Annotated in this window: 20 protein-coding genes and 1 pseudogene; 4 read left to right on the top strand and 17 right to left on the bottom strand. The window is 64.7% G+C overall.

Features of this window, described 5'->3' with window-relative positions:
* Nucleotides 1–81 precede the first annotated feature (81 nt).
* Nucleotides 82–522, top strand: coding sequence for a hypothetical protein (locus ACT53N_RS14750; RefSeq protein ID WP_476064776.1), 441 nt, complete (start codon nucleotides 82–84; stop codon nucleotides 520–522).
* A 15-nt stretch (nucleotides 523–537) separates the two neighbouring features.
* On the opposite strand, the gene ACT53N_RS14745 is transcribed toward ACT53N_RS14750, so the two are convergent.
* From ACT53N_RS14745 to ACT53N_RS14730, 4 genes are all read right to left on the bottom strand, one after another.
* Entirely contained in the window at nucleotides 538–1,749 is a 1,212-nt protein-coding gene (locus ACT53N_RS14745) for an acyl-CoA dehydrogenase family protein (protein WP_476064596.1), read from the bottom strand.
* Between the two features lie 6 nt (nucleotides 1,750–1,755).
* Nucleotides 1,756–2,046, bottom strand: a complete 291-nt coding sequence (locus ACT53N_RS14740; RefSeq protein WP_010919993.1) for a putative quinol monooxygenase — start codon at nucleotides 2,044–2,046, stop codon at nucleotides 1,756–1,758.
* Between the two features lie 121 nt (nucleotides 2,047–2,167).
* A complete protein-coding gene (locus ACT53N_RS14735) occupies nucleotides 2,168–2,470 on the bottom strand; it encodes a hypothetical protein (protein WP_476064595.1) in 303 nt (100 codons plus the stop codon).
* A 96-nt stretch (nucleotides 2,471–2,566) separates the two neighbouring features.
* The gene (locus ACT53N_RS14730; RefSeq protein WP_310210036.1) at nucleotides 2,567–3,262 is read right to left on the bottom strand and encodes a TerB family tellurite resistance protein; all 696 of its coding nucleotides are present in this window, start codon (nucleotides 3,260–3,262) and stop codon (nucleotides 2,567–2,569) included.
* A gap of 266 nt (nucleotides 3,263–3,528) precedes the next feature.
* Between ACT53N_RS14730 and ACT53N_RS14725 the strand changes: the two genes are divergently transcribed.
* Entirely contained in the window at nucleotides 3,529–4,329 is an 801-nt protein-coding gene (locus tag ACT53N_RS14725; protein WP_476064594.1) for a hypothetical protein, read from the top strand.
* An 8-nt stretch (nucleotides 4,330–4,337) separates the two neighbouring features.
* Here the strand turns inward: ACT53N_RS14725 and ACT53N_RS14720 are convergent, their stop codons facing one another.
* The 9 genes from ACT53N_RS14720 to ACT53N_RS14680 form a co-directional block, all read right to left on the bottom strand.
* A complete protein-coding gene (locus tag ACT53N_RS14720) occupies nucleotides 4,338–5,786 on the bottom strand; it encodes a GH1 family beta-glucosidase (RefSeq protein ID WP_476064593.1) in 1,449 nt (482 codons plus the stop codon).
* A gap of 87 nt (nucleotides 5,787–5,873) precedes the next feature.
* Nucleotides 5,874–8,039: a putative bifunctional diguanylate cyclase/phosphodiesterase gene (locus ACT53N_RS14715; protein ID WP_476064592.1), complete on the bottom strand. Its 2,166-nt coding sequence runs from the start codon at nucleotides 8,037–8,039 to the stop codon at nucleotides 5,874–5,876.
* A gap of 132 nt (nucleotides 8,040–8,171) precedes the next feature.
* On the bottom strand, nucleotides 8,172–10,844 hold the full coding sequence (metH, locus tag ACT53N_RS14710; protein ID WP_476064591.1) for a methionine synthase: 2,673 nt from the start codon (nucleotides 10,842–10,844) through the stop codon (nucleotides 8,172–8,174).
* A 156-nt stretch (nucleotides 10,845–11,000) separates the two neighbouring features.
* Nucleotides 11,001–12,077, bottom strand: a complete 1,077-nt coding sequence (locus ACT53N_RS14705) for a homocysteine S-methyltransferase family protein (protein ID WP_476064590.1) — start codon at nucleotides 12,075–12,077, stop codon at nucleotides 11,001–11,003.
* The gene (blaCAU, locus tag ACT53N_RS14700; protein ID WP_476064589.1) at nucleotides 12,074–12,940 is read right to left on the bottom strand and encodes a CAU/MBL1b family subclass B3 metallo-beta-lactamase; all 867 of its coding nucleotides are present in this window, start codon (nucleotides 12,938–12,940) and stop codon (nucleotides 12,074–12,076) included. Before blaCAU ends, ACT53N_RS14705 begins: the two co-directional genes overlap by 4 nt.
* The gene (gene metF / locus ACT53N_RS14695; protein ID WP_476064588.1) at nucleotides 12,937–13,881 is read right to left on the bottom strand and encodes a methylenetetrahydrofolate reductase [NAD(P)H]; all 945 of its coding nucleotides are present in this window, start codon (nucleotides 13,879–13,881) and stop codon (nucleotides 12,937–12,939) included. The genes blaCAU and metF overlap by 4 nt, the downstream gene beginning before the upstream one ends.
* Entirely contained in the window at nucleotides 13,878–14,855 is a 978-nt protein-coding gene (locus tag ACT53N_RS14690; protein ID WP_476064587.1) for an ArsR/SmtB family transcription factor, read from the bottom strand. Before ACT53N_RS14690 ends, metF begins: the two co-directional genes overlap by 4 nt.
* A 43-nt stretch (nucleotides 14,856–14,898) precedes the next feature.
* Nucleotides 14,899–15,276: a VOC family protein gene (locus ACT53N_RS14685; RefSeq protein WP_476064586.1), complete on the bottom strand. Its 378-nt coding sequence runs from the start codon at nucleotides 15,274–15,276 to the stop codon at nucleotides 14,899–14,901.
* Nucleotide 15,277: 1 nt separating this feature from the next.
* Nucleotides 15,278–15,631 (bottom strand): winged helix-turn-helix transcriptional regulator, encoded by a 354-nt coding sequence (locus tag ACT53N_RS14680; protein WP_476064585.1) that lies wholly within the window; start codon nucleotides 15,629–15,631, stop codon nucleotides 15,278–15,280.
* 31 nt (nucleotides 15,632–15,662) lie between these two features.
* On the opposite strand from ACT53N_RS14680, the pseudogene ACT53N_RS14675 reads away from it, so the two are divergent.
* Both ACT53N_RS14675 and ACT53N_RS14670 read left to right on the top strand, forming a co-directional pair.
* Nucleotides 15,663–15,992, top strand: a pseudogene (locus ACT53N_RS14675) (carboxymuconolactone decarboxylase family protein); the annotation flags it as partial.
* Nucleotides 15,978–16,205: a carboxymuconolactone decarboxylase family protein gene (locus tag ACT53N_RS14670; RefSeq protein WP_476064775.1), complete on the top strand. Its 228-nt coding sequence runs from the start codon at nucleotides 15,978–15,980 to the stop codon at nucleotides 16,203–16,205. The pseudogene ACT53N_RS14675 and the gene ACT53N_RS14670, both read left to right, overlap by 15 nt.
* Here ACT53N_RS14670 and ACT53N_RS14665 read toward each other — a convergent pair.
* The 4 genes from ACT53N_RS14665 to ettA all read right to left on the bottom strand — a co-directional run bounded on the left by ACT53N_RS14665 (nucleotide 16,202) and on the right by ettA (nucleotide 24,349).
* Entirely contained in the window at nucleotides 16,202–17,161 is a 960-nt protein-coding gene (locus tag ACT53N_RS14665) for a 2-hydroxyacid dehydrogenase (RefSeq protein WP_476064584.1), read from the bottom strand. The genes ACT53N_RS14670 and ACT53N_RS14665 overlap by 4 nt on opposite strands.
* Before the next feature lie 143 nt (nucleotides 17,162–17,304).
* A complete protein-coding gene (locus ACT53N_RS14660; protein ID WP_476064583.1) occupies nucleotides 17,305–17,856 on the bottom strand; it encodes a type 1 glutamine amidotransferase domain-containing protein in 552 nt (183 codons plus the stop codon).
* 128 nt (nucleotides 17,857–17,984) lie between these two features.
* On the bottom strand, nucleotides 17,985–22,529 hold the full coding sequence (locus ACT53N_RS14655) for a hypothetical protein (protein WP_476064582.1): 4,545 nt from the start codon (nucleotides 22,527–22,529) through the stop codon (nucleotides 17,985–17,987).
* 152 nt (nucleotides 22,530–22,681) lie between these two features.
* Nucleotides 22,682–24,349, bottom strand: a complete 1,668-nt coding sequence (gene ettA / locus ACT53N_RS14650; protein ID WP_476064581.1) for an energy-dependent translational throttle protein EttA — start codon at nucleotides 24,347–24,349, stop codon at nucleotides 22,682–22,684.
* Nucleotides 24,350–24,394: the final 45 nt, after the last annotated feature.

The following is a 24,394-nucleotide window of genomic DNA, read 5'->3' as shown; positions in this document are numbered from 1 at the left end:
CAGAAAAACTGCAACGGCTACGGTTCCGCGTCTGAAGGCTTGCGCCGGCGCGATCGCGACGCGACAACCGGCGCGGTGGAAATGGGAGGGACGGCTATGGCTCGCAAGCCGGCGAACTGGTGGATCATGCTCGCCGCAGGACTTTTCGCTGCGGTCTTCCTGTTGAAGGACTTCATGGACCACGGCCATGCGATCCTGGCGCATGCCGGTTACAAGGGCCTTCTGACCTCCCCGACCATCCATCACAAGGTCGGCGAAGCGCTGATCGGTGTGATCCTGTTCATGACCGCCCTGATGCGATCAATCTGGCCAGCCGAACGCCTGATCGCCAACCTCAAGGCTTCTTATCCCTTGATGCTGGTCGGCGCAGCGCTAAACACCCTGGCCTGGTTCGGCAGCGGACAGCCAGCCACCGACTTCAACAAGATCTGGTTCGCGCTGCTGGTGGTCGTCGGCGTGGGCGCGCCGCCTCTGCTGATCCGCTGGATCGGCAAGTCCAAAGGGGCCCAGGCCTCAGCCTGAGCCCCTTCAAGCTCTCTAAAGACCAAGAACCATCTTGGCCATGATGTTGCGCTGGATCTCGTTGGATCCGGCGTAGATCGAGGCCTTGCGGTAGTTGAAATAGGCCGGCGCGGCGGGACCAGCGTAGTCCGGACCCGCACGACCGTCATTCGCGGCCGACCAGGTGTCCCGTACGAACGGCGCGGCGTAGTTCCCAACGGCTTCCAGGGTCAGTTCGGTGATCGCCTGCTGATGTTCTGAACCGACGCATTTCAACATCGACGAGGCCGGACCAATGTTCTTGCCCGCGCCGCGTCCGGAAAAGATCCGCAGCTCGGTGGCGTTCAGCGCCTCCACCTGGATTTCGAGATTGGCGATCTTGTTGCGGAAATCCGGATCGTCGATCAGACGGCCGCCGTCGTCAGCTCGCTCCAGAGCGGCGATGCGCTTGACCTTCTTGAGCATGTTCATGAGGCCGGGCGCATAGGCGTTGCCGCGCTCGAACTCGAGCAGGTACTTGGCGTAGGTCCAGCCCTTGTTCTCCTCGCCGATCCGATTGGCGACCGGCACGCGGACATTGTCGAAGAAGACCTGATTGATCTCTTGCTCATTGTCCGGCGGACCGTCCAGCGTGGGTAGCGGCTTGATCTGAATGCCGGGCGTATCCATCCGCAGCAACAGGAACGAGATGCCTTCCTGTGGCTTGCCCTCGGTCGAGGTGCGCACGAGGCAGAACATCCAGTCGGCCCACTGAGCGTGGGTCGTCCAGATCTTCGAGCCGTTGAGGACATAGTCGTCCCCGTCGCGCACGGCCCGCATCTGCAGGCTGGCCAGATCGGAGCCCGAACCCGGCTCCGAATAGCCCTGGCACCACCAGATATCAGAGTTGAGGATCGGCGGCAGATGCTGGGCCTTCTGCGCGTCAGAGCCGAAGGCCATGATCACCGGAGCGACCATCTTCAGACCCATCGGCGACGAGGCCGGCACGCCGGCGAGGCTCATCTCCATGTTGAAGATGTAGCGCTGCGAGGGCGTGAAGCCCGCGCCGCCCAGCTCCACCGGCCAGTCCGGCGCGGCCCATCCGCGCTCGGCCAGCTTCTTCTGCCATTTCACCTGGCCAGCCTTGTCCAGATAGCCGTTCTTGGACTGGCTCATCTGGCGGCGAAGATCGTCGTCATAGGCGGTGGCGATCCAATCGCGCACCTCTTGCTGGAAGGCCAGGTCCTCGGCCGAGAACGCCAGATCCATCGCGCCCTACTCCACCGCGTCGAGATATTCGATGACCGGCGCGCCCGCCATGGTCGGCCCCATGGCCGCGCCGGCGGCCTTGAAGTAGTCGGTGCCGCCGTGGTGCTTCAGCGCATCCATAGAGGCGTAGAGTTCCAGGACCTTGTAGACGCCCTCTTCGGTCTTGGAGCGCGTCAGTTGGTATACGAGGCAGCCCGGCTCATTCGCCTTCACCTTGGCGGCGAGATCCAGGAACACCTTTTCGAATTCCGCAGCCTTGGCCGGCTGCACCTTCAAGGTTGCGACAACGCCGATCATGTCTTCCTCCCAACAATTGTTTGAATGGCAGGATGAGCGAGCGGACGGCGCGCGGCAAGGGCGACGTGAGGGAAGTTGACGGACCTCGGCTCAGCGGCGAGCCGATCAGACGCGATAAACCTTAGGAGCGCTCGTTCCAGCCGTAAGCGACCCAGGAGTGGCCGCCCACATTACGGGCCTCGATCAGACCATCGTCGGCGGGCGCCTTGGGCACCTTGCGGCCCCGGAAAGCGAAAGCGGCGAGGCCAAACAAGGCGCTGCCGATGAAACCAACAACGACAACCGTAGCCGCGAAGATGACCGCCAGCACCGCCCCCACGACCACCGCGACCGACGTCGCCAGGGCGCCGGCCAGCCAAGCCAGGTTTCGCAAGGGCGAAGCGATGGTGCTCATCGGGGTCCTTTCATCGACGCTCATGGTCAATCACGTTGGTTCACAAGCGCTGAACGTCAACTGAACACCCCCACGCGAGGGATGAAAAGCCTTTTTCGACGCCCGTCGCGAGACGGATTGTCTCGGCTAGCCCGCTACGGCTAGGCCAAGTTCGCGCCGCTCGCGCATCACGGTGGAGAACGCCGCATTGATCGCGGCCGCCTTGGCTTCGGCCACTTCGATAAACTCGCTCGGAAGCCCGCGCGCCCGGGCCCGATCCGGATGCGCACTGGACAAGGCTGTTTTCCAGGCCGAACGCACCGTGGCGTCGTCGGCGTCCGGCGGCACCTCCAAGATGGCGTAAGGGTCGTTGGCGTCGACGCCCAGATGAGTCGCGCGCAACCGGCGAAACGCTAGCGGCGACATGCCGAACAGGTTCGACACCCGCTCAAGGTAATCAAGCTCGTCCTGGGAGACCATTCCGTCGGACTTGGCGATATGGAACAGGCCGTCGACGACGTCTTCCAAGAGTTGCGGGCAGCTCGAATAGCGCTTGGCCAGCCGCTTGGCGTAGCTTTCGAAGCCGTGCGTGGTCTGACGCGCCAGATCGTACAGGCGATGGATGTTGGGCTCGGACGCCGGATCGGGCTGGAAAACCTCGGTGAAAGCGGCGAACTCGCCGCCATCGGCACGGCCATCGACCTTAGCCAGCTTGGCGCCCAGCGCCGTCACGGCCGTCGAGAACGCCGGATCCTCGCCCGGCAGGCCGCCCGGACATTCGGTGCAGTCGGCCAGATCCAGGCGCCGGGCGGCGATGCTCGCAATGTTGCGCCAGAAGGACATGGGCCGCCTCGAAACCAGCAACGGATAGGAGAGATACGCACGACGAAGCGACCGGATCACCTCATTTGGTGCTTCTAGCACAATGAGAATGATCGTTCACATGACTTTAGTGCAATGCGGCGAAAGCCCACTGGACGGCGCCAGGGAGCCGAACGCTGTCCTGTTCGTTACGGTAGCGCTTAACCCGCATCGCCACGCTACGGTCCCAATCCGGACCGAAATGCTCTAGTGACAAGACCCGGTAAATCGAAAGGACCTCCGCCCGCATGGCGAACGCCCTCCTCCTCGCCCTGGCCCTGCTGACCCAAGACGGCCAAGCAAGCACCCAAAGCCCCAATGCGCCGCCGGCCGATGAGTACGGCTATGTCGCCTGGTGCTACGGCGCCCTGGGCGGCTACGCCTCGCTCTATGACCAGGTGATGCCGGAGGTTACCCGCATCGAGAAGGCCTTCCCGGGCCCTGATGGCGTCGAGGCGTCGCTGAAGACCTATCCGGAACTGCGCGCGCAAGCCCAGAAGGACCTCAAGATCTTCGCCTCGGCGATTACGGCCGCTGAGAAGGCCAGCCCGCGGCCGATCTCGGAATATGGCGGCTCCCAGGTGAAGCGCGGGGCGGCGATCTGGCAAGGCGCCAGTTCGGTGGACAAGGCGCGTCTGGCCCAGATGTGGATGAGCTGGAGCCCTCCCGGCGATTGTGAGAAACGCGCCAAGACGCTGGAGATGAAATCCTCGATCCTGGGTCGCGCCCTGAATTTCAACGCGGCCTCTGCAACGACGCAGACGCCTGCGCCCGCAACTCCGGATCCTGTCGCTGCGCCGCCGGAAAGCCCGGCACCTGCAGCGCCACCGGTCGAGGCTCCAGCCGCCGCGCCGGCTTCAATCCCGGCGGTCGCGAAGGCCTCACCGGTAGCGCCGGCGAAAGCGAAGACCAAGCCCGCCCCGGCGAAGCCTGCAGCCGTGACGTCGAAAGAGACTATCGTCGATCCCGCCAACCCGGCGCCCTGCGCGGGCAGCCTGTTTCCCGCCAAACGCGGCGGCAAGGACGTCTTGATCTGTAAGGCGGACTAAGTCTCTCCTCACGGAGAGGGCGGCAAGATTCCGCTCTGCGCCAGGGCCTTATACCAGTCGTAGGAGACCTTCGGGATCCTACGGCCGCTGGCGGCCTCCATCGTGGTCAGGCCGAACTTCGAGGTGTAGCCGAGATCCCATTCAAAGTTGTCGATCAGGGTCCACTCGAAGTAGCCGCGGATGTCGCAGCCCGCTTCGCGGGCGGCCAGCACCGCCTCAAGATGCCGCCGCAGATACTTGATGCGGAAGGTGTCATCCAAGAGCGCGGGCCCGATGCTGAACGGGTCCGAACAGCCGTTCTCAGTGACCAACATCTTGGGCGCGCCATACTCCCGACGAACGCGGTCCAGCACCTCGAACAGGCCGGACGGATCGATGTGCCGCCCGAACGCGTCCTGCTCGACGCCCGCCGGCGCCTCGGCCGCCGCAATCTTGCTCGGCGCCGACAGATCCAATCTCACATAGGCCGGTGCGTAGTAGTTCACGCCCAGGAAGTCGACGGGCTGACGCGTGATCTTCAGGTCGCCGTCCCGGACGACGCCCTTGAGCGGCTCCTCCATCGCTTTCGGATAGGTTCCCTTGAACAGCGGGTCCAGCCAGGCGAGGTTCCAGATCTCATCCAGGCCGTCGGACGCCAGACGATTCCAGAACGCCAACGGTCCGCCCGCTGGACGGCACGGCTGCAGCGCCATGGTGGTGCCTGCCGAAAGATCACTGCGCGCCGCGCGCAGCGCCTGGATCGCCAGACCCTGACCCAGGTTCATATGGTGGGTGACGGGCCCAAGCAGCGCGGCGTCCTTTAGGCCGGGCGCATGCTCGCCCAGCACATGGCCGAACACGGTGTGTACGGCCGCCTCGTTCAGGATGATGTAGTTCTTCAGCCGATCGCCCATCCGCTCGACCACGGCTTGCGCATAGTCCGCCAGACGCTGGGCGGTGTCGCGGTTGGACCAGCCGCCCTTGTCCTGCAAACCCTGCGGCAGATCCCAGTGAAACAGGGTGGCGTAGGGTGTGATCCCCTTGGCCAGCAGGGCGTCGACCAACCTGGAATAGTGATCCAGCCCGGCGGCGTTCACCGCGCCCTGCCCGCTCGGCAGGATCCGCGACCAGCTCATCGAGAAACGATAGGCGTTGAGGCCGGCGCCGGCGATCAGGTCGACATCGTCCTGGTAGCGCCGATAGCTGTCGGTGGCGTCCACCGCCGTGTCGCCGTTCTTGATGGCGCCCGGCACTCGTTCAAACACATCCCAGATGCTGGGCCCGCGCCCGTCGGCGGTCTGCGAGCCTTCGGTCTGGAACGCGGCCGTGGCCACGCCCCACACGAAGTCTTTCGGAAACTGCCGACCTTTGGGCGCGAGATCGGTTTCATGACGCGGCGCGCAACCCGACAATCCAGCCGCCGCCCCGCCCAGCGCCAGCGCGCCCAAGGCGCGGCGGTTCAAGCCCGATCCTGTCATGGTCCCCTCCCGTTGCATCGGCGGGGGCAGGATGCGGATGATCGAGGTCTTTGACCAGCTTCCGCTTGGGTAGCGGAGCCTAGAGGCTTAGCGCACCTTGAACAACGAGCGCGCCTCGGCGATCGCTTCGGCAGGCATCGGGCGCCCTAGCAGGTATCCCTGGAACTCCGAACACCCCAGCTTCACCAGAGCATCCAACTGCCGCTTGGTCTCGACGCCTTCGGCGGTCGTCTTCAGGCCCAGCGACCTGGCCAAGCTTACGATGGCGCTGGCGACGGCCATCGACTCCTCATTCTTCGGCAGGCTGGACACAAAGGAGCGATCGATCTTCAGCTTGTCGATCGGGTGTCGGCGCAGATAGGCGAGGCTGGCGTAGCCGGTGCCGAAATCGTCCAGCGCCAGACGGAAACCCATTCGCTTCAAGCGGCGCAACGCTTCATGGACGCCGTCGCTGTCCTTCAGCAGGGCCGTCTCGGTGATCTCAAGCATGAAGGCGTCAGCGCGCGCGCCCGTCTCGGCGAGGGTGGCCTCGATCTCGTCGACAAAGCCTGGATTGGAAAGCTGGATCGCCGAAACATTGACCGAGACTTCAAGGTCGGACCAGCGCAGGCTGTCGTAGCAGGCGCGGCGGAAAACGGCCGCTCCAACCTGGCAGATCAAGCCGCAGGACTCCGCAAGCGGGATGAAGATCGCGGGTGAGATCTCGCCGCGGTCGGCATGATTCCAGCGGGCCAGAGCCTCGACCCCGACCATAACGCCCTTGGCGTCGGTGAGCGGCTGGTAGGCGACGGTAAGCGCCTCACGCTCCAGCGCTGCGCGCAGATCGCGCTCAAGCCCCTTCCGAAGGCGCAGGGCTGCGTCCATCTCAGGCTCGAAGAAGGCGAAACGGCCGCGACCGGCCTCCTTAGCGCGATAGAGTGCGACGTCGGCCTGCCGAAGCAGTTCGGCTTGGCCCTGCTCGGCGTCTGACACCACAGCAACCCCGACGGAGCAAGAGAGCTCCGCGCGGCCAATAGACAGGTCGACCTCGCCCGAAAGCCCCTCGACCACGCGCTGCGCCAAGGCCGCAGCGCCTGCGGGATCGGTGTCAGGCTGGATGATCGCGAACTCATCGCCCCCCAGGCGGCAGATGGTGTCGGTCTCGCGACAGATCGTCTTCAGGCGCCGCGCGACCTCGCGGATCAGCTGATCGCCAGCGTCATGACCATAGCTGTCGTTCACTTCCTTGAACCGGTCGAGGTCGATGCACAGAACCCCCAGGTGTCCTGGCTTGCGGCGCAACAAGGCGTGGGCGTGGATCAGCCGGTCGGTGAACAAGGTGCGGTTGGCCAGGCCGGTGAGCGGATCGTGCAGGGCCAGATGCTTGGCCTCGGCTTCTGAGAGCAGGAGCTTCTTGGCGGCGCGGCGGGTGACGCGGAACAACAGAAGTGAGCCGATCGTCGCGGCCAGGACCGCGCCGCCCAGGATCGGCGACGCTGACTTCAGCAGATCCTGCCCTGGCCGGCGCGGGGTCCATCGCATCACGATGCGGCGACCATCATCCGCCTTACCGACGACACGCTGCGCCAGGTCGGTCTGGAACTGGTTCGCATCGACCACCCGAATATGGGCGTCGTGCAGCAGGAAGCGGTCTGAGAAGGCCGTCACGACGCTGTCGGCGACGGAAATACCCGTGACCAGCAACGGCGCCCGCCGCCCTTTGAGCTTCGCTTTTAGATCAGGGCGAACCAGCGACACGGTAGCCAAGATGGGCGTCTGGCCCACCAGGATGACACGGCTCTTATGCACTGCGCGCAGCGCGGCGACCTTTTCGGGGTCGGCTTCGATGGCGCGCACCTGCGCCACCAAGCTCGTCAACCGCGCCTGGTACGCGGCGTACTGATCCAGCGGCACGTCTTTTCCGGCGATGCGGGCATAGATCGGCCGATCCTCCGCGTCGAGCACAAAGACCATATCGTTGCCCAGCACATCGCCAACCGAGGCGCCGATATTCTGGACGGTCCAGTCTCGATCGAACCTGTTGTCGAGCCTGATGATCGCTTCATCCCAGATCACATAGGGATTGAGGGCGGTCTGGACCTCGCGGCCACGTTGGCGCAGACCGTTCTCGACCAGCATTTGCTCGTACTGGCGCTCACGAACATCGGCTTGGCGGGCCGCGACGGTCAGGGCGAAACCGGCGAGCAAGATCATGCCCGCCGCCATACCGGCGATCAGGCCAAAAATCTTCAGCTCGATGTTGCGGCGGTCCATCTCGCTCCCCCGGAGATGCCGCATGGTTCATACCAACGGTTGCGGAAATCCTTACCATGTCCCGACGCGAGACATTTTATCGCAGACCGCTACACAAAATGGGTTTGCGGCAGGGCGATCGCGCCTCGAGGGTTAAGCCGCCGCGCCGCGCGCGCGTTCGAGGGGGTCGTAGTTGAGGATCGGCGACAACCAGCGCTCGGCCGTCGCCAAGTCCCAGCCCTTACGGCGGGCGTAGTCCTCGACCTGGTCGGCGTCGATCTTGCCGACGCCGAAATAGTGCGCCTTGGGGTGGCTGAAGAACAGGCCCGAAACCGCAGCCCCGGGGCTCATGGCGTAGCTCTCAGTCAATTGCAGGCCGGTAGCCGCCTCGGCGTCGAGCAGCTTGAACAGCGTACCCTTTTCCGTGTGGTCGGGCTGGGCAGGATAGCCGGGCGCGGGGCGGATGCCCTGGTACTTCTCAGCGATCAGGCGCTCGACGTCAGCGTCCTCGTCGGCGGCGTAACCCCACAGCTCGACACGGGCCTTGTGGTGCAGCCACTCGGCGAAGGCTTCGGCCAGGCGGTCGGCCAGGGCCGAAGCCATGATGGCGTTGTAGTCGTCGCCGGCATCCTTGAAGCGCTTGACGATCTCGTCCTCGCCATGGCCGGCGGTGACGGCGAAGCCGCCGACATAGTCAGCACCCTGCCCGATCGGCGCGACGAAGTCCGACAGCGCCACGTTCGACTTGCCTTCGCCCTTGTCCATCTGCTGACGCAGGGTGTGCAGGCGGGAGAACTCGGCGGTGCGGGTGTTGTCGGTGTAGAGCACGATGTCGTCGCCCTGGGCCTGGGCCGGCCAGAAGCCGATCACGCCCTTGGCGCCGAACCACTTCTCGGCGACCACCTTGTCCAGCATGGCGCGGGCGTCGCGATAGAGGTCGGTGGCGGCCTGGCCGACGACGTCGTCCTCCAGGATCTGCGGGAAGCGGCCGATCAGCTCCCAGCTGGCGAAGAACGGCGACCAGTCGATGAACGGCACGAGCTCGGCCAGCGACGGCTCGAACACGCGCGTGCCGATGAAGGCGGGCTTCGGCGGCGTATAACCCTTCCAGTCGATGGCGAAGGCGCGCTGGCGAGCCTCCTGGATCGAGGCGCGGGCCTTGGTGGTCTGGCCCCGCGCGTATTGCTCGCGGACCTTGACGTATTCGGCTCGGGTCTCGGCGATGATCCGGTCGCGCTCGCCCTCGGACAGCAGACCCGAGACCACGCCGACGGCGCGGCTGGCGTCGACGACATAGGTCGTGGGACCGCGACGATAGGCCGGCTCGATCTTCACCGCCGTGTGCGTGCGGCTGGTGGTGGCGCCGCCGATCAAGAGCGGGATGTCGAAGCCCTGGCGCTCCATCTCGGCGGCCACGAACACCATCTCGTCCAGCGACGGCGTGATCAGGCCCGACAGGCCGATCATGTCGACCTCGTGCTTGCGCGCCTCATCGAGAATCCGGTCGGCAGGCACCATGACGCCCAGGTCCACCACCTCGTAGTTGTTACACTGCAGCACGACGCCGACGATGTTCTTGCCGATGTCGTGGACGTCGCCCTTGACTGTCGCCATCAGCACCTTGCCGGCGGCCTTGCGTTCCTGGCCTTCCTTCTCGGCCTCCATGAACGGCATCAGCCAGGCCACGGCTTGCTTCATCACGCGGGCCGACTTCACGACCTGGGGCAGGAACATCTTGCCTGCGCCGAACAGGTCGCCGACGACGTTCATGCCGTCCATCAGCGGGCCTTCGATGACATGCAGAGGCCGCTCGGCGGCCAGCCGCGCTTCCTCGGTGTCGGCTTCGATGAACTCAGTGATGCCGTGGACCAGCGCGTGGGTCAGGCGCTCGTTCACCGTGCCCTCGCGCCAAGCCAGATTGGCGACCGGCTGCTGGCCCTTTTCGCCCTTGTAGCGGGGCGCCATCTCGACCAGGCGCTCGGTGTTGGTCTGGTTCGGATCGCGCTGCGGGCGGTTGAGGATCACGTCCTCAACGGCCTCGCGCAAAACGGGGTCGATGTCGTCATAGACCGGCAGGTCGCCGGCGTTGACGATGCCCATGTCCATGCCGGCGTTGATCGCGTGGTAGAGGAACACCGAGTGGATCGCCCGGCGCACCGGTTCGTTGCCGCGGAAGCTGAACGAGACGTTCGACACACCGCCCGACACACGCGCGTAGGGCAGCATCTGCTTGATGCGTCGCGTGGCCTCGATGAAGTCGACGGCGTAGTTGTCGTGCTCTTCGATCCCCGTCGCCACGGCGAAGATGTTGGGGTCGAAGATGATGTCCTCGGGCGGGAAGCCGACCTTCTCTACCAGGGTGTTGTAGGCCCGCTCGCAGATCTCGACCTTGCGCGCCTCGGTGTCGGCCTGGCCGACCTCATCGAAGGCCATGACCACCACTGCTGCGCCATAGCGCAGGCACAGCTTGGCCTGTTCGAGGAACTTTTCCTCGCCTTCCTTCAGGCTGATCGAATTGACGATCGCCTTGCCCTGGACGCACTTCAGGCCCGCCTCGATCACCTCCCACTTGGAGCTGTCGATCATCACCGGCACGCGGGCGATGTCGGGCTCGGCGGCCATCAGGTTCAGGAAGGTGACCATGGCCTGCTGGCTGTCCAACAGACCCTCGTCCATGTTGACGTCGATGACCTGGGCGCCGGCTTCTACCTGCTGGCGCGCGACCGACAGCGCCTCGGGATAGTTCCCCTCGACGATCAGCTTCTTGAACTTGGCCGAGCCGGTGACGTTGGTGCGCTCACCGATGTTGACGAAGACGGGTCTCATGGTCGTGTCTCACGCCCCTCTGCTTGATGGGGAGGGGTAGGGGTGGGGTGACGCGGCGGTCGGCCACGACCACGGCGTTCTATTCTAAAGCGCTGCCACCCCATCCCCTGCCCTTCCCCATAAAAGAGGAAGGGAGAAGAGAGGGCTGCGAGAACTCTAAGCCAATTCGAACGGTTCGAGCCCCGCCAGACGCATGGCCTTGGGACGCTCGGGGATCTGGCGAGGGGTCACGCCGCGCACTTCGTCGGCGACATGACGGATGTGGTCGGGCGTGGTGCCGCAGCAGCCGCCCAAGATGTTGACCAGCCCGTCTTTGGCCCATTCGTGCAGGGCATGGCCAGTCTCATGCGGCTCCTCGTCGTACTGACCCATGGCGTTGGGCAGGCCAGCGTTCGGATAGGCCGCGACCAGGGTGTCGGCGATGCGGGCCATCTCGGCGATGTGCGGGCGCATCAGATCAGCGCCCAGGGCGCAGTTGAAGCCCACCGCGAACGGCTTGGCGTGCTTAACGCTGTTCCAGAAGGCTTCGGCCGTCTGGCCCGACAGCGTGCGGCCCGAGCGGTCGGTGATGGTGCCGCTGATCCAGATCGGAAGCTCCTCATGGCCCTCATCGCGCCAGTCGAGGATCGCCTTGATCGCCGCCTTGCAGTTCAGGGTGTCGGTGATCGTTTCGATCAGAAAGAGGTCGACCCCGCCCTGGTAGAGGGCGTCCACCTGCTGGCGATAGGCCGCGTAGACCTGGTCGAAGGTCACCTTGCGCGCGCCCGGATCGTTCACGTCCGACGACATCGACAGCATGACGTTCAGCGGCCCCATTGAGCCGGCGATGAACTTAGGACGCTCGGGGTTCTCCACGTTCCAGCGATCGGCGACCGACCGGCCGATCTTCGCGCCCTCGATGTTGATGTCCCAGACGTCCTGAGCGGACAGGTGATAGTCGGCCTGGGCGATGGTGGTGCCCGAGAAGGTGTTGGTTTCCGAGATATCGGCGCCGGCCGAGAAATAGGCGTCGTGCAGCTCGGCCACGAGATCGGGCCGCGTCAGGCACAGGATGTCGTTGTTGCCCTTCATCTGGCCGTTGTAGTCGGCGAAGCGCTCGGCGCGGTAGTCGGCCTCGGTCAGGCCCTTCTTCTGGAACATCACGCCCCAGGAGCCGTCGAGGATGAGGATGCGCTCCTTGGCGGCGGCCTTGAGCGCGGCCACGCGGTTGGCGCGGATGGATAGATCGGTCATCGGTTGGGCCCCGCGGCCTGCTGGCGCGCGAGCTCCTTGTTGAAGGCGGCTTCGGAGGCGTCGACGAACCGGGCGAGCTCGGTTGGATCGACAAAGGCGTTGGGGTCGCCGCGCAGTTGCTTCTGACGCTTGGCGAGCAGGTCGCCCTGCTCCTCATGCGCGGGCAGCATTACCTCGGTCGGGATGACGCGCAGCTTGGCGAAGCTGGCGCGATAGTCGGCGACGATATTGCGGTGGGTCTTGTTGCCGACCAGTACGTTACCAGCCACCGACAGCGAACAGGGGAAGGTCACGTTCAGGGGCCGGCCCTTCTCGACGACCGCCATCGTCCAGCTGGTGCAGCCGATGGTGTGGCCCGGCGTGAGGTGGGACACCAGGGCGATCTCGCCTAGCTTCAACTTGGTCTGGTCGCCAAAGGTCCTATCCGGTTTCACAGGCGGCATCGGCGTCGCGCCATAGATGTTGTCGCCGATGTGGTGGCCCGCCGTCATGGCAGGCGCGTCGCCGCGAGAGATCCAAAGCTTGGCGCCGGTGTCGGCCTTCAGCTGCGCCAGCCCACCGGCGTGATCATAGTGAGCGTGGGTGTTGATCAGGATCTTCACATCGGCAAGCTGGAAGCCCAGCGCCGTGATGTTGCGCTCGACCTGCTTGCCGGTGTCGGCGTTCGGCCCGCCGTCCAGCACCACATGACCTTCGGACGACGTGATCAGCCAGGATGAGATACCCTCGGTGCCGACGTAGTAGATGTTGCCGACCACGCGGTAGGGCTTGGTGGGCTTGGTCCAGTTGGCCGGCATGTCGTCGGCTTGGGCGGCGGTGGCCAGGGTCAGCAGTGAGGCGGCGGCCAGGACCAGGCGTTTCATGCGGCGACCTCCGACGCAGCGGGCGACACCTCTCGTACGCCCAGCACACGGCAGATGGCGTAGACGAGGTCCGCCCGGTTCAGGGTGTAGAAGTGGAAGTCCTCGAACCCCTGCTCCTGCAGCTTGGCGCACATCTCGGCGGCGACCGAGCAGGCGATTAGGCGGCGGGTCTCTGCGTCGTTCTCTAGCCCGTCGAACAGGTTGCCCAGCCAGGCAGGGATCGCCGTCTGGCAGGCGGCGGCCATCTTTTTCAGCCCAGCGAAGTTGGTCACCGGCATGATGCCAGGCACGATCGGGATGGTGATCCCCGCCGCGCGGACCTTGTCGACGTAGCGCAGGAAGGCGTCCAGATCGAAGAAGAACTGGCTGATGCCCAGCGTCGCGCCGGCGTCGACCTTCTGCTTGAGCACGTCGATATCGTGCTCCAGCGACGGGCTCTCGGGATGCTTTTCGGGATAGGCCCCGACCAGCACCTCGAACGGCGCGATCGCGCGCACGGCCTTGGTCAGCTCGGTGGCGTTGGCGTAACCGTCGGCGCGCGGAACATAGACCCCGCCGATACCCCCCTCGCCGGGAGGCGGATCGCCGCGCAGCGAGACGATGTGGCGAACCCCCGTCTCCCAGTATTCGCGGATAACCTCATCGACCTCTTCGCGGCTGGCGCCCACGCAGGTCAGGTGAGCGGCCGGCTTGAGGCTAGTCTCATCGAGGATACGCTTGACCGTGCGGTGCGTGCGCTCACGCGTCGAACCGCCGGCCCCATAGGTGACCGACACGAACGCCGGATCCAGCGGCGCCAGGCGCGTGATCGCCGCCCAGAGGCTCTCTTCCATCTGCGGGGTCTTGGGCGGGAAGAACTCGAACGACACGCGAGGACGGCCGGTCCGCTCGCCGGCGCGAGCCACGGGACCGATGACGCGGCGGGTGGGCGGAAGGGTCATGCGGCGGTCCTTTCGAGGGCTGCCTTGCGGGGACGGCGCGCCGTCCAGATCTTTACGGTCAGCCCCTCGGTCGTGGCAGGCGGCAGGGCGATATTGCTTTCCAAGACAAGACCGGCAGCCTCGATCCAGGCGACGATCTCCACGTCGTCGAAGCCCAGTCGGCGGTGCTGGTGAACCTCGCGCAGGAACTCGTGATCATGCGGCGCGAAGTCGGCGATCAGCAGCAGGCCGCCGGGCGTCACGAGGCGGGCGGCCTCAGCGACGGCTGTCGCGGGATCGGTGAGGTAGTGCAGCACCTGGTGGACGGTGACAAGATCAGCACAGCCGCCCGGCAAGCCGGTTCGGAATATGTCGCCATGCCGCAACTCACAGGCGGTGAGGCCTGCCTTGGACACCTCGTCGCGGGCGATGTTCAGCATCTGTTGCGAGAGGTCCAGCCCCAGCGCGTTGCTGGCCCGCTTGCCCAGCAAGGTCAGCATGCGCCCGGCGCCGGCGCCCAGGTCGACCATCTCGTCGAACGGGCCCTCGCCGGTGGCGCGCAGGATCGCCGCCTCGACTTCCGCCTCGTCGACATAGAGCGATCGGATCTCGTTCCAGCGCGCGGCGTTGCGGGCGAAATAGGCCTGGGCGTCGGTGGAGCGCTCGGCGCGGACAGCGGCCAGTTTGTCGGCGTCAGCCTGGATGGTCTCGTCGCCCTCATCGATCAGGTCTAGCGCCTGCTCGACCAGCAAACGGCCGGGCGACTTGGCGGCCAGGCGATAGAACACCCAGGCGCCGTCTGGGAACCGCTCCACAAGGCCAGCCTCGGCCAGGAGCTTCAGGTGACGCGACACGCGCGGCTGGCTTTGATCGAGGATCCGGCAAAGCTCCAGGACCGACAGCTCCTCGGCCGCCAGCAACGCCAGAAGCCGCAGGCGCGTGGACTCGCCGGCGGCGCGCAGCACCTCGACAACCTGTTCGGCGGTAAGCTTCATGGGGACATAAAGATATCTTTATGTCCGATTTGGCAAGAGAAACTTATGCCTCGGAGTCGCCTTTGACGGGCTCCCAGAGCTCAATCTTGACCCCCGCAGGGTCCATGAGCCAGGCGAAGCGCCCCATGCCGTCCTCGTCCTGGCGGCCCACAGGCTCAACGCCCTCAGCGGCCGCCTTGGCCAACACGCCATCCATATCATCGACAATGAAATTGATCATGAATGGCGCTGTCGACGGCGCGAAGTACTGCGTATCCGCCGCAAATGGCGACCACGTCGTCGAGGTCGACCGGGGATGCTCGAACAGCGCCCCACCCCAGTCGTGGATCTCAAAGCCCAGCACGCGCGCGTACCAGTCACGGACCACCTTGGGGTCCTCGGCTTTGTAGAAGATCCCGCCCAGTCCCAGCACCTTTGCCATGTCAGGTCTCCAGCGCGCTCGCCCAATCCTCGGACCACCTTAGCAAAGGCCACAGCGCGACGATCAAGTCCGCGCCGCGCGGGGTCAGGCGATATCCGCCCTCCGCATCGACGATATCAGCCGCGCGCAGTTCGGTCAGGCGCGTGTTCAGCGTACCGGGCGGAAGTTCGGCAGCCGCCTGCAGCGCCCGAAACGTCAGCACACGCCCTTCCCGCAACTCCCAGACGATACGCAAGGCGCCGCGACGTCCCAGCAGATCGAGGGCGGCCATGATGGGACGGCCGGTATCCGAACCGCGGACCGCGCCGCCCGGAAAGGGCGCTTCATTTTTTGTAGCACCATCACGATCTTGCATGATACAAATTTTGTAGCACGGAGGATTTCAAATGTCGCCCAGGATCGAGCCTGCAAAAGCGCCCTACCCGCCCGCCCTCGCCAAGACATTGGACCGACTTAAGACGCCCAGCGATGAACCCCTGTCGCTGTTCCGGACCCTGGCGCGAGACGAGCGGCTCTTCGCGCGCTTCACCGGCGGCGGCTTGCTGGATCCCGGCCACCTGTCGCTGAGAGACCGTGAAATCGTCATCCACCGCATCTGCGCCCTCAACGGCTGCGGCTACGAATGGGGCGTTCACGCGGCGATCTTCGCGCCGGCGGCGGGACTGGACACAGAGCACCTAGCTGCGACACTCGCTCCTAGCATCGCCGAATGCTGGACTGCGCACGAGGCCTTGCTGATCGCTTACTGCGACGCGGTGAACGCCCGAGCCGACATCGACGACGCGCTCTGGGCGCGCCTCAGCAAGGCCTTCAGCGAAGAGGCGCGGATCGAGTTGATGATGCTGACCGGTTTCTACCGGACCGTCAGCCTGCTGGCGAACGGCCTGCGCCTGGAGCCAGAAGCTTTCGCCGTTCCGTTTCCAACCTAGGCCGCGACCGGCGTCGCCAGCGGCTCCCCGTGGAAGTACCGGCGAAGATTCTCAAGCGTCAGGCTGACCATGGCCGGAATGCTGTCCAGGGTCGCGCCGGCCGTGTGCGGCGTCAGTACGGTGCGGGGCACATCAGCCCACCGCTCCGCCGGCGTCGGCTCGGTCTCGAACACGTCGAGCGCGGCCATGCCAAGGGTCCCGGACTTCAAGGCCTCGATCAGTGCGTCCTCGTCGATCAGCGACCCGCGGGCGACATTGACGATCAGCCCTTGCGGCCCGACGGCCTCGATCACCGCCTTGTTGACCAAGTGCCGATTGGTCGCGTCGGGACGGGCGCAGACGATCAGCACGTCGCTCTCACGCGCTAGGGCCATCAGGCTTTCGGCCCGGGGATAGGTCGTCTCTTTGAGGCGCGGCGCCCACCAGGCGACTTTCATGTCGAAGGCGCTCAGACGATAGGCCACTGCTTCACCGATGTGCCCCAAGCCGACAATCCCCGCCTTCCGCCCCCGAAGCCCGTGGCGTGGCGCCATCCGCTCGGCATGCGACCAGCGCCCATCGCGCAGGCGCTGATCGCCTTCGACGATCCCGCGCCAAGCGGCCAGGACAAGCCCCACCGCGTGATCCGCAACGTCTGCGGCGTTGAGGCCGGTGGAATGCGTCACCGCGATCCCGTGCGCCTTGCACCAGGGCACGTCGACGCCGTCGTAGCCGACGCTGACGCAGGCGATCAGGCCCAAGCGCGGCATCTCGGCCAGCATGTCGCGGCTCAGGGCCATTTCGCCGGCATGCACGACCGCCCGAACGCTCTGCCCAGGCCCCTCAAGGAACGCCATGCGGTCCGGATAGTCCCACAGCCGATGCACGACATAGGCGCTCTCCAGGAGCGGCTGCAACGGCATCAGCATTTCGTGCGAAAGAAGGACTTGGGGCTTGTCGGCGGCGGTCTGCGGCATCCGTTTCCTCCGAAGCGCCGACCTGCCCAGCCGACGCTAGACGCGTGTTTCGTCCAAGCTACTCCACCTGTCGCTTTTGCCCAGACCAAAGCGGCGCGGCGGCGCGTCGCTGGACGCGCCGCCACGTCTCCGAGCGACAAGCTTTAGTGTCGACCTTCGGCGAACTCCTCGACCATCTTGGCGCAGAACGCCGGCAGGTCATCGGGTTTACGCGACGTGACCAGGCCACTGTCGACCACAACCTCACGATCCACCCAGCGGGCGCCGGCGTTCGTCAGGTCCATCTCTAGCGACGGCCACGAGGTCACTTCTCGCCCCTCCACGGCGCCAGCGTTAATCAAGGTCCAGGGACCATGGCAGATGGCGGCGATCGGCTTCTTTTCGGTCACGAAGTGACGGATGAACGCGATCGCCTTCGGTTCGAGACGCAACGCGTCCGGATTGATCACGCCGCCTGGCAACATGATCGCCTGATAATCTTCCGGACGGGCCGCCGAAAGTTCGCGGTCGACCGGCACGGCGCGGCCCTTGTCGTGATGCTCCCAGCCCTGGATTTCGCCCGATTTGGGAGAGACCACCTCCACAATGGCCCCGGCGGCTTTCAGCGCCTCGACGGGCTTTTCCAGTTCGGACTGCTCGAAGCCGTCGGTGGCGAGCACGGCGACCTTGCGGCCAGCGAGGGTTTGATCGGTCATGGGGGTCTCCTGTCGGGCCGAGCGTGGCCCGCCAACAACCCCGCGCCCCACCGACGAGTTCCCTTTGGCCGATCGTCTTCGCCCGCCTTGGGAGCCTGTAGCCTCAGCAGACGGACGCGCTCGGATCGCTATTGCCCGCCGAAGACGAAGTCGGCCTTGTAGTACCCGTTCGCGGGGTCCAGCAGGCTGACGGCGAAGGGGGCCGAGCCGTCGGCGAGGTCCGTGAGCCAGGCGTCGTTGGATCTCACCATGACGCCAAGGTCAGCCTTCTGCGCCTCCGCCAGAAGCCAGCCCACCATGGCCGCCTTAGTCCCAACGCCGTTCAGTCCGTCGCCGCCATAGGCCGCGAAATAGTCGACGCGGCCGTCGATCATCGCGTGGATCTTGGCGTCGGTCGGCGCCGCGCCGAAGATTGTCTTGTAGGCCTCGCGCGTGGCGTCGACCATCGACAGCGCCCCGTACTTGGCCGCAAACGCATCCTTCCCTTCGCCCAGCTTGCCCAGATTGACCGCAAAGTTGATGTAGCGGTTCTCCAGATTGAAGGTCTGGTAGTAGGCGCTGTTGAGATTGTTGGCGTTGGGGCCCGTCGGCGAAACGAGGTAGTCGACGCCAGCCTGGCTGGGGATCTTTCCAGTGAAGAACTGATAGGCGAGCGTGGCGACCGAGGTGCTGGCGCCGGCCTTGGTGACCAGTTCTGACACGGCTTGGGTGGTGGTCAACGTCCCGTCACTCAGCCGCCCCGAGAGATCAGCAGCCACGGCTATGCCCGAAGCGCTACTGTTACGCAGGATGTTGCCGACCACGAGCGGCATTCCGTCACCCAGAGTCACGGTCTTATCGTAGTACTGAATGAACTCGACATTCGTGACGAGATCCACGCCATCGTAGATGGTGCCGGTCGCGCCAGGAGCCGCGAAAGTGCGCGTGTCGGCCACTCGCCAGCCATTCACGGTCCAAGTCACCACGAAATTACTGCTGTAGCCGCGCATCCAGACCGTATCGGAACCCGCACCGCCGTCGATTATGTCATCACCGTTGTAACCACCGATAACATTGTCACCTGCATCCCCTATCAGCTTGTCCGCGTACTCACCACCAAACAGCCGTTCGATGTTCTTGATGCTTAGCGTAAGTCCCGGTGCAATCTGTTGGACGCCCGAAATGCTCAAGTTGATCGTAAAGCCCTCGGTGGCGAAGCCGATTTGGGCAGTGTCGAAGCCATCACCGCCATCGATGACGTCAGAGCCCATGTCGTAGAGACCGTTTTCGCTAGACAGCCAAATATAGTCGTCGCCCGCGTCGCCATAGACGAAGTCATTGCCGGAGCCGCCCGACAGATTGTCGCTACCAGCTCCGCCGCGGACGATATCGTTCCCAGCGTCCCCGCTGACGGAGTCGTTGCCCTCGCGCCCATCCAACTGGTCATCGCCACCCTGGCCACTCAAGCCGTTCGCACCGGCGTCGCCATAAAAAATGTCGCCATAGGCGCTGCCCGACAACGCCTCGATCGACTGGAAGGTGTCGTAGCCTTCGCCGGTATTCTGCGCGCCGATGATCGCCAAATCGACCCGCACGGCTTGCGGCGATTCCAGAAACAGGACCAGGTCACGACCGTCGCCGCCGTCGTAGATGTCGTTACCAGGGCTCCCGTAGAGGAAATCGAGATCGCCGCCGCCGCGGATAATATCGTCACCGACGGTGCCTCGCAGGTTGTCGGTGCCGCTCGTGCCGAGGATGACATTGGCGGGCGCGGAGCCAAGTGGGACGAGCTTGTCCGTGAACTTCAGCTGCTCGACGTTCTTCAGGGTGTCGACACCATCAGCGCCACTTAGATGTCGGACAGTCCACGAGCCATCCGACGACTGCGACCAGGCGTAACTGCTCGCAAGGCCAGCGTACTCGACCGTATCGGCGCCATCGCCGCCGTCGATCGTGTCGTCTCCCCCTCCTCCGCTGAACCAGTCGTCGCCACCGCCGCCACTCAAGCGGTCGGCGCCCATTCCGCCCGTCAGACGATCCGCGTAGGCGCTGCCGATCAAGCCTTCGATAGAGATCAACTGATCAAAGCCTGCGCCGGTGCTCTGCGACCCCGTATTCAACAGACTAACCTGAACGCCGTTTGTCGCGCTGGCGTAGGAGGCCAGGTCGAAGCCGCTCCCACCGTCCAGAGTGTCGTCACCCGCGCCACCATCGAGCGTGTCGTCGCCGCCCTCGCCCTTGAGGGTGTCGTTTCTCTCCGTACCCACGAGCAAATCGCCGGCGGAGGAGCCGATGACGGTCAATCCCGTCGCGCTGCCTAGCGTCACAAACTTGTCGGCGAACCGGAGGATCTCGACGTTCTTGAGCGTGTCTACGCCGTCGTAGCCCGACGTGCGCAGATCTCTGATCGTGACGACGCCATCGGCAGCGATGGACCAGCTATAGTCGCTCGAGTCGCCGTCAAGCTGCACGGCGTCCTCGCCAGCGCCGCCATCCATGACGTCGTTACCTTCGGCGCCTGTCAGGACATCGTTTCCGAGACCGCCAATCAGCGTGTCGTTTCCATATCCGCCTTTGAGTCCATCGTTCCCGCTAGATCCAACAACGTAGTCGTCCCCCTCACCCGCATCGACAATCACCCCGACGGAGTATCCATCACCAATGATTATTCGATCAGCGAGGTCGCTTCCGTAGGCGTCGCCAATGCGTTCGATGTTCTTGATCTTGGCGTCAGCCACGCCTTCCCAGTTTGGCCGCAGGTCAATGTTCAATGCCTCGACCGGCCGGAACCACCAGGCGCCGAAGGACAGGGTGTCGATCCCCGCGCCGCCATCAATCGTGTCGTCACCATCCAGTACGATGGTGTCGTCGCCGGCCCCGCCGGACAACTTGTCGGCGCCCTGATCGCCGTAGATTTTGTCGGAGCCGCCTGAGCCAACGATCGTATCGTCGCCCCGGTAGCCACGAATAATCTGCCCGAAGAAGGTCTCTCGCCCCGCATAGGCGAAATAGTCGATGAGCGGCTTCACGTCGTCGCCCACCATCAGGACGTCAGCGGCGTTGGTCCCGTACAGGTCGTAAATATTCTCGATGTTCGTGACGGTCCCACCGTTGAATGTTCCGGTCCCGCCAGTCCACACTGCGCGCAGGTCAAGGTTCATCGCGTCGCCCGCGCGGTCGAGCGCGAAGCTGATCGTGTCGAATCCAGCCCCCCCATCGACGACATCGCGATCGCCCATGACGAGCTGGTCAGCGCCCTCCTCGCCGTAGAGATGGTCTACGCCCAGACCGCCGTAGAGCCCATCGGACCCCGCACCGCCGTATAGGGTGTCGGCGCCGTCACCGCCCGAGAAGTTGTCATTGCCTGCGCCGCCGTAGGCACGATCATCCCCCGCGCCCAGATCAACGCTCACCCCGGCGGTGACAGATCCCGCGCCAACCGTCACCGTGTCGTCGGCGTTACTGGTCTTGAAGGCCTCCAAGCGTTCGACGCTGCGGATTTCCAGCCCACCCACAAATCCCGAACCGCCGGTCCAGAGATTGCGCAAATCCACGTTTATCGCTGTCTCGCGGAAGGTGTTGCGCTCAAAAACCACGATGTCGTTGCCGCTTCCTCCGACAACCAGTTGGTCGTCGAGATCCACGTAAAGGAAGTCGTCGCCGGCCCCGCCATCGATGGAGTCGCGGCCAAGCCCGCCATAGATCAAGTCGCCGCCCGCGCCGCCCGAAAGGATGTCGTCGCCAGCCAGGCCATCCAGTTCTACGCGGTCTGCATAAGCCGAGCCGACAACAATACTGTCGGCTTGGCCACTGGCCGTGATCCTCCCCAAGCGCTCGATACCGATAATCGCGGCGCCATTGACGACGCCCTGCCCCCCGCTCCAAAGCGCCGAGAGATCCGCCTTCAGCCCTGCAGCACCCGCAACCAAGTGAAGCGTGTCAGAGCCGGCGCCGCCGATGACCTTATCGGAGCCCACCCCAGCATAGATCTGGTCATCGCCGTCGCCTCCGTCGAGCAGATCATCGCCAGTCCCGCCGTACAGCAGGTCTCCTCCGCCGCCGCCCAGGAGCGTCGAAGCGGCGCTTCCGGCCTTCAGCACATCGCCCTCGGAAGAGCCGATCACGCCTTCAATGTTCAGCAGCGTGTCGTAGTCGGCTTGAAAGCCCTGTGACCCAGTTCGGGAGAGATCAACCGTAATATTCCGGTACTGGGGCGCGCTATAGTCGACGAAGTCGAAGCCGTCGCCGCCGTCGATCAGGTCAGCGCCGGCGCCGCCGTCCAGCACATCGTCGCCGCCTCCGCCCATAAGCGTATCGTTCGAATAGCCGCCTGAGAGCCTGTTATCGCCGCCATCCCCAATGAGGTTGTCCGCGTAGTTGGAGCCGACAATGCCCTCAATGTTTCTCAAGGTGTCAGAACCGGCCCCGCCGGTAACCTGAGCGCTGAGAATGCTGAGATCGACTCTGACCCCTGCCGTAGCGTCGCTGTAAACAGCGTAGTCGAAGCCCGCGCCTCCATCGAGGGCGTCGTCGCCTGCCCCGCCGCTCAGCCTGTCATCACCGTCGCCGCCTTCAAGCGTGTCGGCGCCGAGTTTGCCCTGCAGCACGTCATTGCCAGCTAAGCCGCTCAGGGTGTCGGCGTCGTCAGTTCCAACAAGCGTGTCACTCGCTTCCGAACCAATGATAATGGCCAAAATCTCGCCCCCTGGAAACGCGAGCGAAAGCGCGCGAAAATATACCTAAGATTGATCTATTCCCGCCCCGCGCGCAGGTCAACTTGGACCGACGGCAAAGAAAAAGGGCGGTGGAGAACCACCGCCCTTTTAGCCGTTTGGAGCCTCGCGCCCTACCGCGCGAACTTCTGGAACTTGATGCGCTTGGGGATGAGGCTGTCGGCGCCCAGGCGGCGCTTCTTGTCTTCCTCGTACATCTCGAAGTTGCCTTCGAACCATTCGACGTGGCTGTCGCCTTCGAAGGCCAGGATGTGGGTCGCCAAGCGGTCCAGGAACCAACGATCGTGGCTGATGACCACGGCGCAGCCGGCGAACTCTTCCAGCGCCTCTTCCAGAGCCTGCAGGGTTTCGATGTCCAGGTCGTTGGTCGGTTCGTCGAGCAGGATCAGGTTGCCGCCGGTGGCCAGCGTCTTGGCCAGGTGGACGCGGTTGCGCTCACCGCCCGACAGCAGGCCGACCTTCTTCTGCTGGTCGCCGCCCTTGAAGTTGAACGAGCCCACGTAGGCGCGGCTGTTGATCTCGCGCTTGCCGACGATCATCACGTCGGTGCCGCCGCTGATCTCCTCCCAGATGGTCTTGTTCGGGTCGAGGGCGTCGCGCGACTGGTCGACATAGGCCAGCTTGACGGTCTCGCCGACCTTGATGGTGCCCTGGTCCGGCTGCTCGCGGCCGGTGATGAGCTTGAAGAGCGTGGACTTACCGGCGCCGTTCGGGCCGATGACGCCGACGATGCCGTTCGGCGGCAGGCGGAACGACAGGTCCTTGAACAGGACCTTGTCGCCGTACTCCTTCTCCAGGCCGTTGACCTCGAGCACGACATTGCCGAGGCGCGGGCCGGGCGGGATCTGGATGTGGGCCTGGGTCTGGGCGGCGCGGGCGTTCTCCTGCGCGGCGACCATTTCCTCGTACGAGGCTAGACGGGCCTTCGACTTGGACTGACGGGCCTTGGGCGAGCTGCGAACCCATTCGAGTTCACGGGTGAGCGCGCGCTGGCGGGCTTCCGATTCCGACTGCTCCTGGACGACGCGCTTTTGCTTCTGCTCCAGCCAGCCCGAATAGTTGCCCTCGTAGGGGATGCCCTTGCCGCGATCCAGCTCCAGCGTCCACTTGGTGACCTGGTCCAGGAAGTAGCGGTCGTGGGTCACCAGGATGACGCAGCCCGGGAACTCTTCCAGGTGGTGCTGCAGCCAGGCCACCGACTCGGCGTCCAGGTGGTTGGTCGGCTCGTCGAGCAGCAGCATGTCGGGCTTGCTGAGCAGCAGGCGCGCCAGGGCGATCCGGCGCTTCTCCCCCCCCGACAGCGTCTCGATATTGGCGTCGTTGGGCGGGCAGCGCAGGGCGTCGATCGCCATCTCGACCTTGGAATCGATATCCCAGAGGTCCTTGGCGTCGATGATCTCCTGGAGCTTGGTCATCTCCTCCATCAGCTCGTCGGAGTAGTCCTCGCCGAGCTTGGCCGCCAGTTCGTTGTACTTGTCGAAGATCTTCTTGTCTTCGCAGTCGGCGATGACGTTGCCCCAGACGTCCAGCGTCGGGTCCAGCTGCGGCTCCTGCGGGAGATAGCCGCGCTTGATGCCGTCGGCGGCCTTGGCCTCGCCGGAGAATTCCTTGTCGAGGCCCGCCATGACCTTCAGCAGGGTCGACTTACCCGAGCCGTTGACGCCCACGACGCCGATCTTGGCGTCGGAATAGAACGACAGCCAGATGTTCTCGAAGACCTTCTTGCCGCCGGGATAGGCCTTGGTCAGGCCCTGCATCTGGAAAATGTATTGCTGCGCCATGAGGCTCGCGATCTCGCTGGGACGATGTTTCGGGGATTGGCGCTG

This window comes from Caulobacter sp. DMC95, assembly GCF_056313785.1.
The sequence above is the reverse complement of the archived record's forward strand: the minus strand, read 5'-3'. Positions and strand labels throughout refer to the sequence as shown.

Excerpts from the sequence above, each read along its gene's own strand:
- ACT53N_RS14750 (WP_476064776.1), top strand. The coding sequence starts at position 82 with ATGGGAGGGACGGCTATGGCTCGCAAGCCGGCGAACTGGTGGATCATG.
- ACT53N_RS14745 (WP_476064596.1), bottom strand. The coding sequence starts at position 1,749 with ATGGATCTGGCGTTCTCGGCCGAGGACCTGGCCTTCCAGCAAGAGGTG.
- ACT53N_RS14740 (WP_010919993.1), bottom strand. The coding sequence starts at position 2,046 with ATGATCGGCGTTGTCGCAACCTTGAAGGTGCAGCCGGCCAAGGCTGCG.
- ACT53N_RS14730 (WP_310210036.1), bottom strand. The coding sequence starts at position 3,262 with ATGTCCTTCTGGCGCAACATTGCGAGCATCGCCGCCCGGCGCCTGGAT.
- ACT53N_RS14725 (WP_476064594.1), top strand. The coding sequence starts at position 3,529 with ATGGCGAACGCCCTCCTCCTCGCCCTGGCCCTGCTGACCCAAGACGGC.
- ACT53N_RS14720 (WP_476064593.1), bottom strand. The coding sequence starts at position 5,786 with ATGACAGGATCGGGCTTGAACCGCCGCGCCTTGGGCGCGCTGGCGCTG.
- ACT53N_RS14715 (WP_476064592.1), bottom strand. The coding sequence starts at position 8,039 with ATGGACCGCCGCAACATCGAGCTGAAGATTTTTGGCCTGATCGCCGGT.
- metH (WP_476064591.1), bottom strand. The coding sequence starts at position 10,844 with ATGAGACCCGTCTTCGTCAACATCGGTGAGCGCACCAACGTCACCGGC.
- ACT53N_RS14705 (WP_476064590.1), bottom strand. The coding sequence starts at position 12,077 with ATGACCGATCTATCCATCCGCGCCAACCGCGTGGCCGCGCTCAAGGCC.
- blaCAU (WP_476064589.1), bottom strand. The coding sequence starts at position 12,940 with ATGAAACGCCTGGTCCTGGCCGCCGCCTCACTGCTGACCCTGGCCACC.
- metF (WP_476064588.1), bottom strand. The coding sequence starts at position 13,881 with ATGACCCTTCCGCCCACCCGCCGCGTCATCGGTCCCGTGGCTCGCGCC.
- ACT53N_RS14690 (WP_476064587.1), bottom strand. The coding sequence starts at position 14,855 with ATGAAGCTTACCGCCGAACAGGTTGTCGAGGTGCTGCGCGCCGCCGGC.
- ACT53N_RS14685 (WP_476064586.1), bottom strand. The coding sequence starts at position 15,276 with ATGGCAAAGGTGCTGGGACTGGGCGGGATCTTCTACAAAGCCGAGGAC.
- ACT53N_RS14680 (WP_476064585.1), bottom strand. The coding sequence starts at position 15,631 with ATGCAAGATCGTGATGGTGCTACAAAAAATGAAGCGCCCTTTCCGGGC.
- ACT53N_RS14665 (WP_476064584.1), bottom strand. The coding sequence starts at position 17,161 with ATGCCGCAGACCGCCGCCGACAAGCCCCAAGTCCTTCTTTCGCACGAA.
- ACT53N_RS14660 (WP_476064583.1), bottom strand. The coding sequence starts at position 17,856 with ATGACCGATCAAACCCTCGCTGGCCGCAAGGTCGCCGTGCTCGCCACC.
- ettA (WP_476064581.1), bottom strand. The coding sequence starts at position 24,349 with ATGGCGCAGCAATACATTTTCCAGATGCAGGGCCTGACCAAGGCCTAT.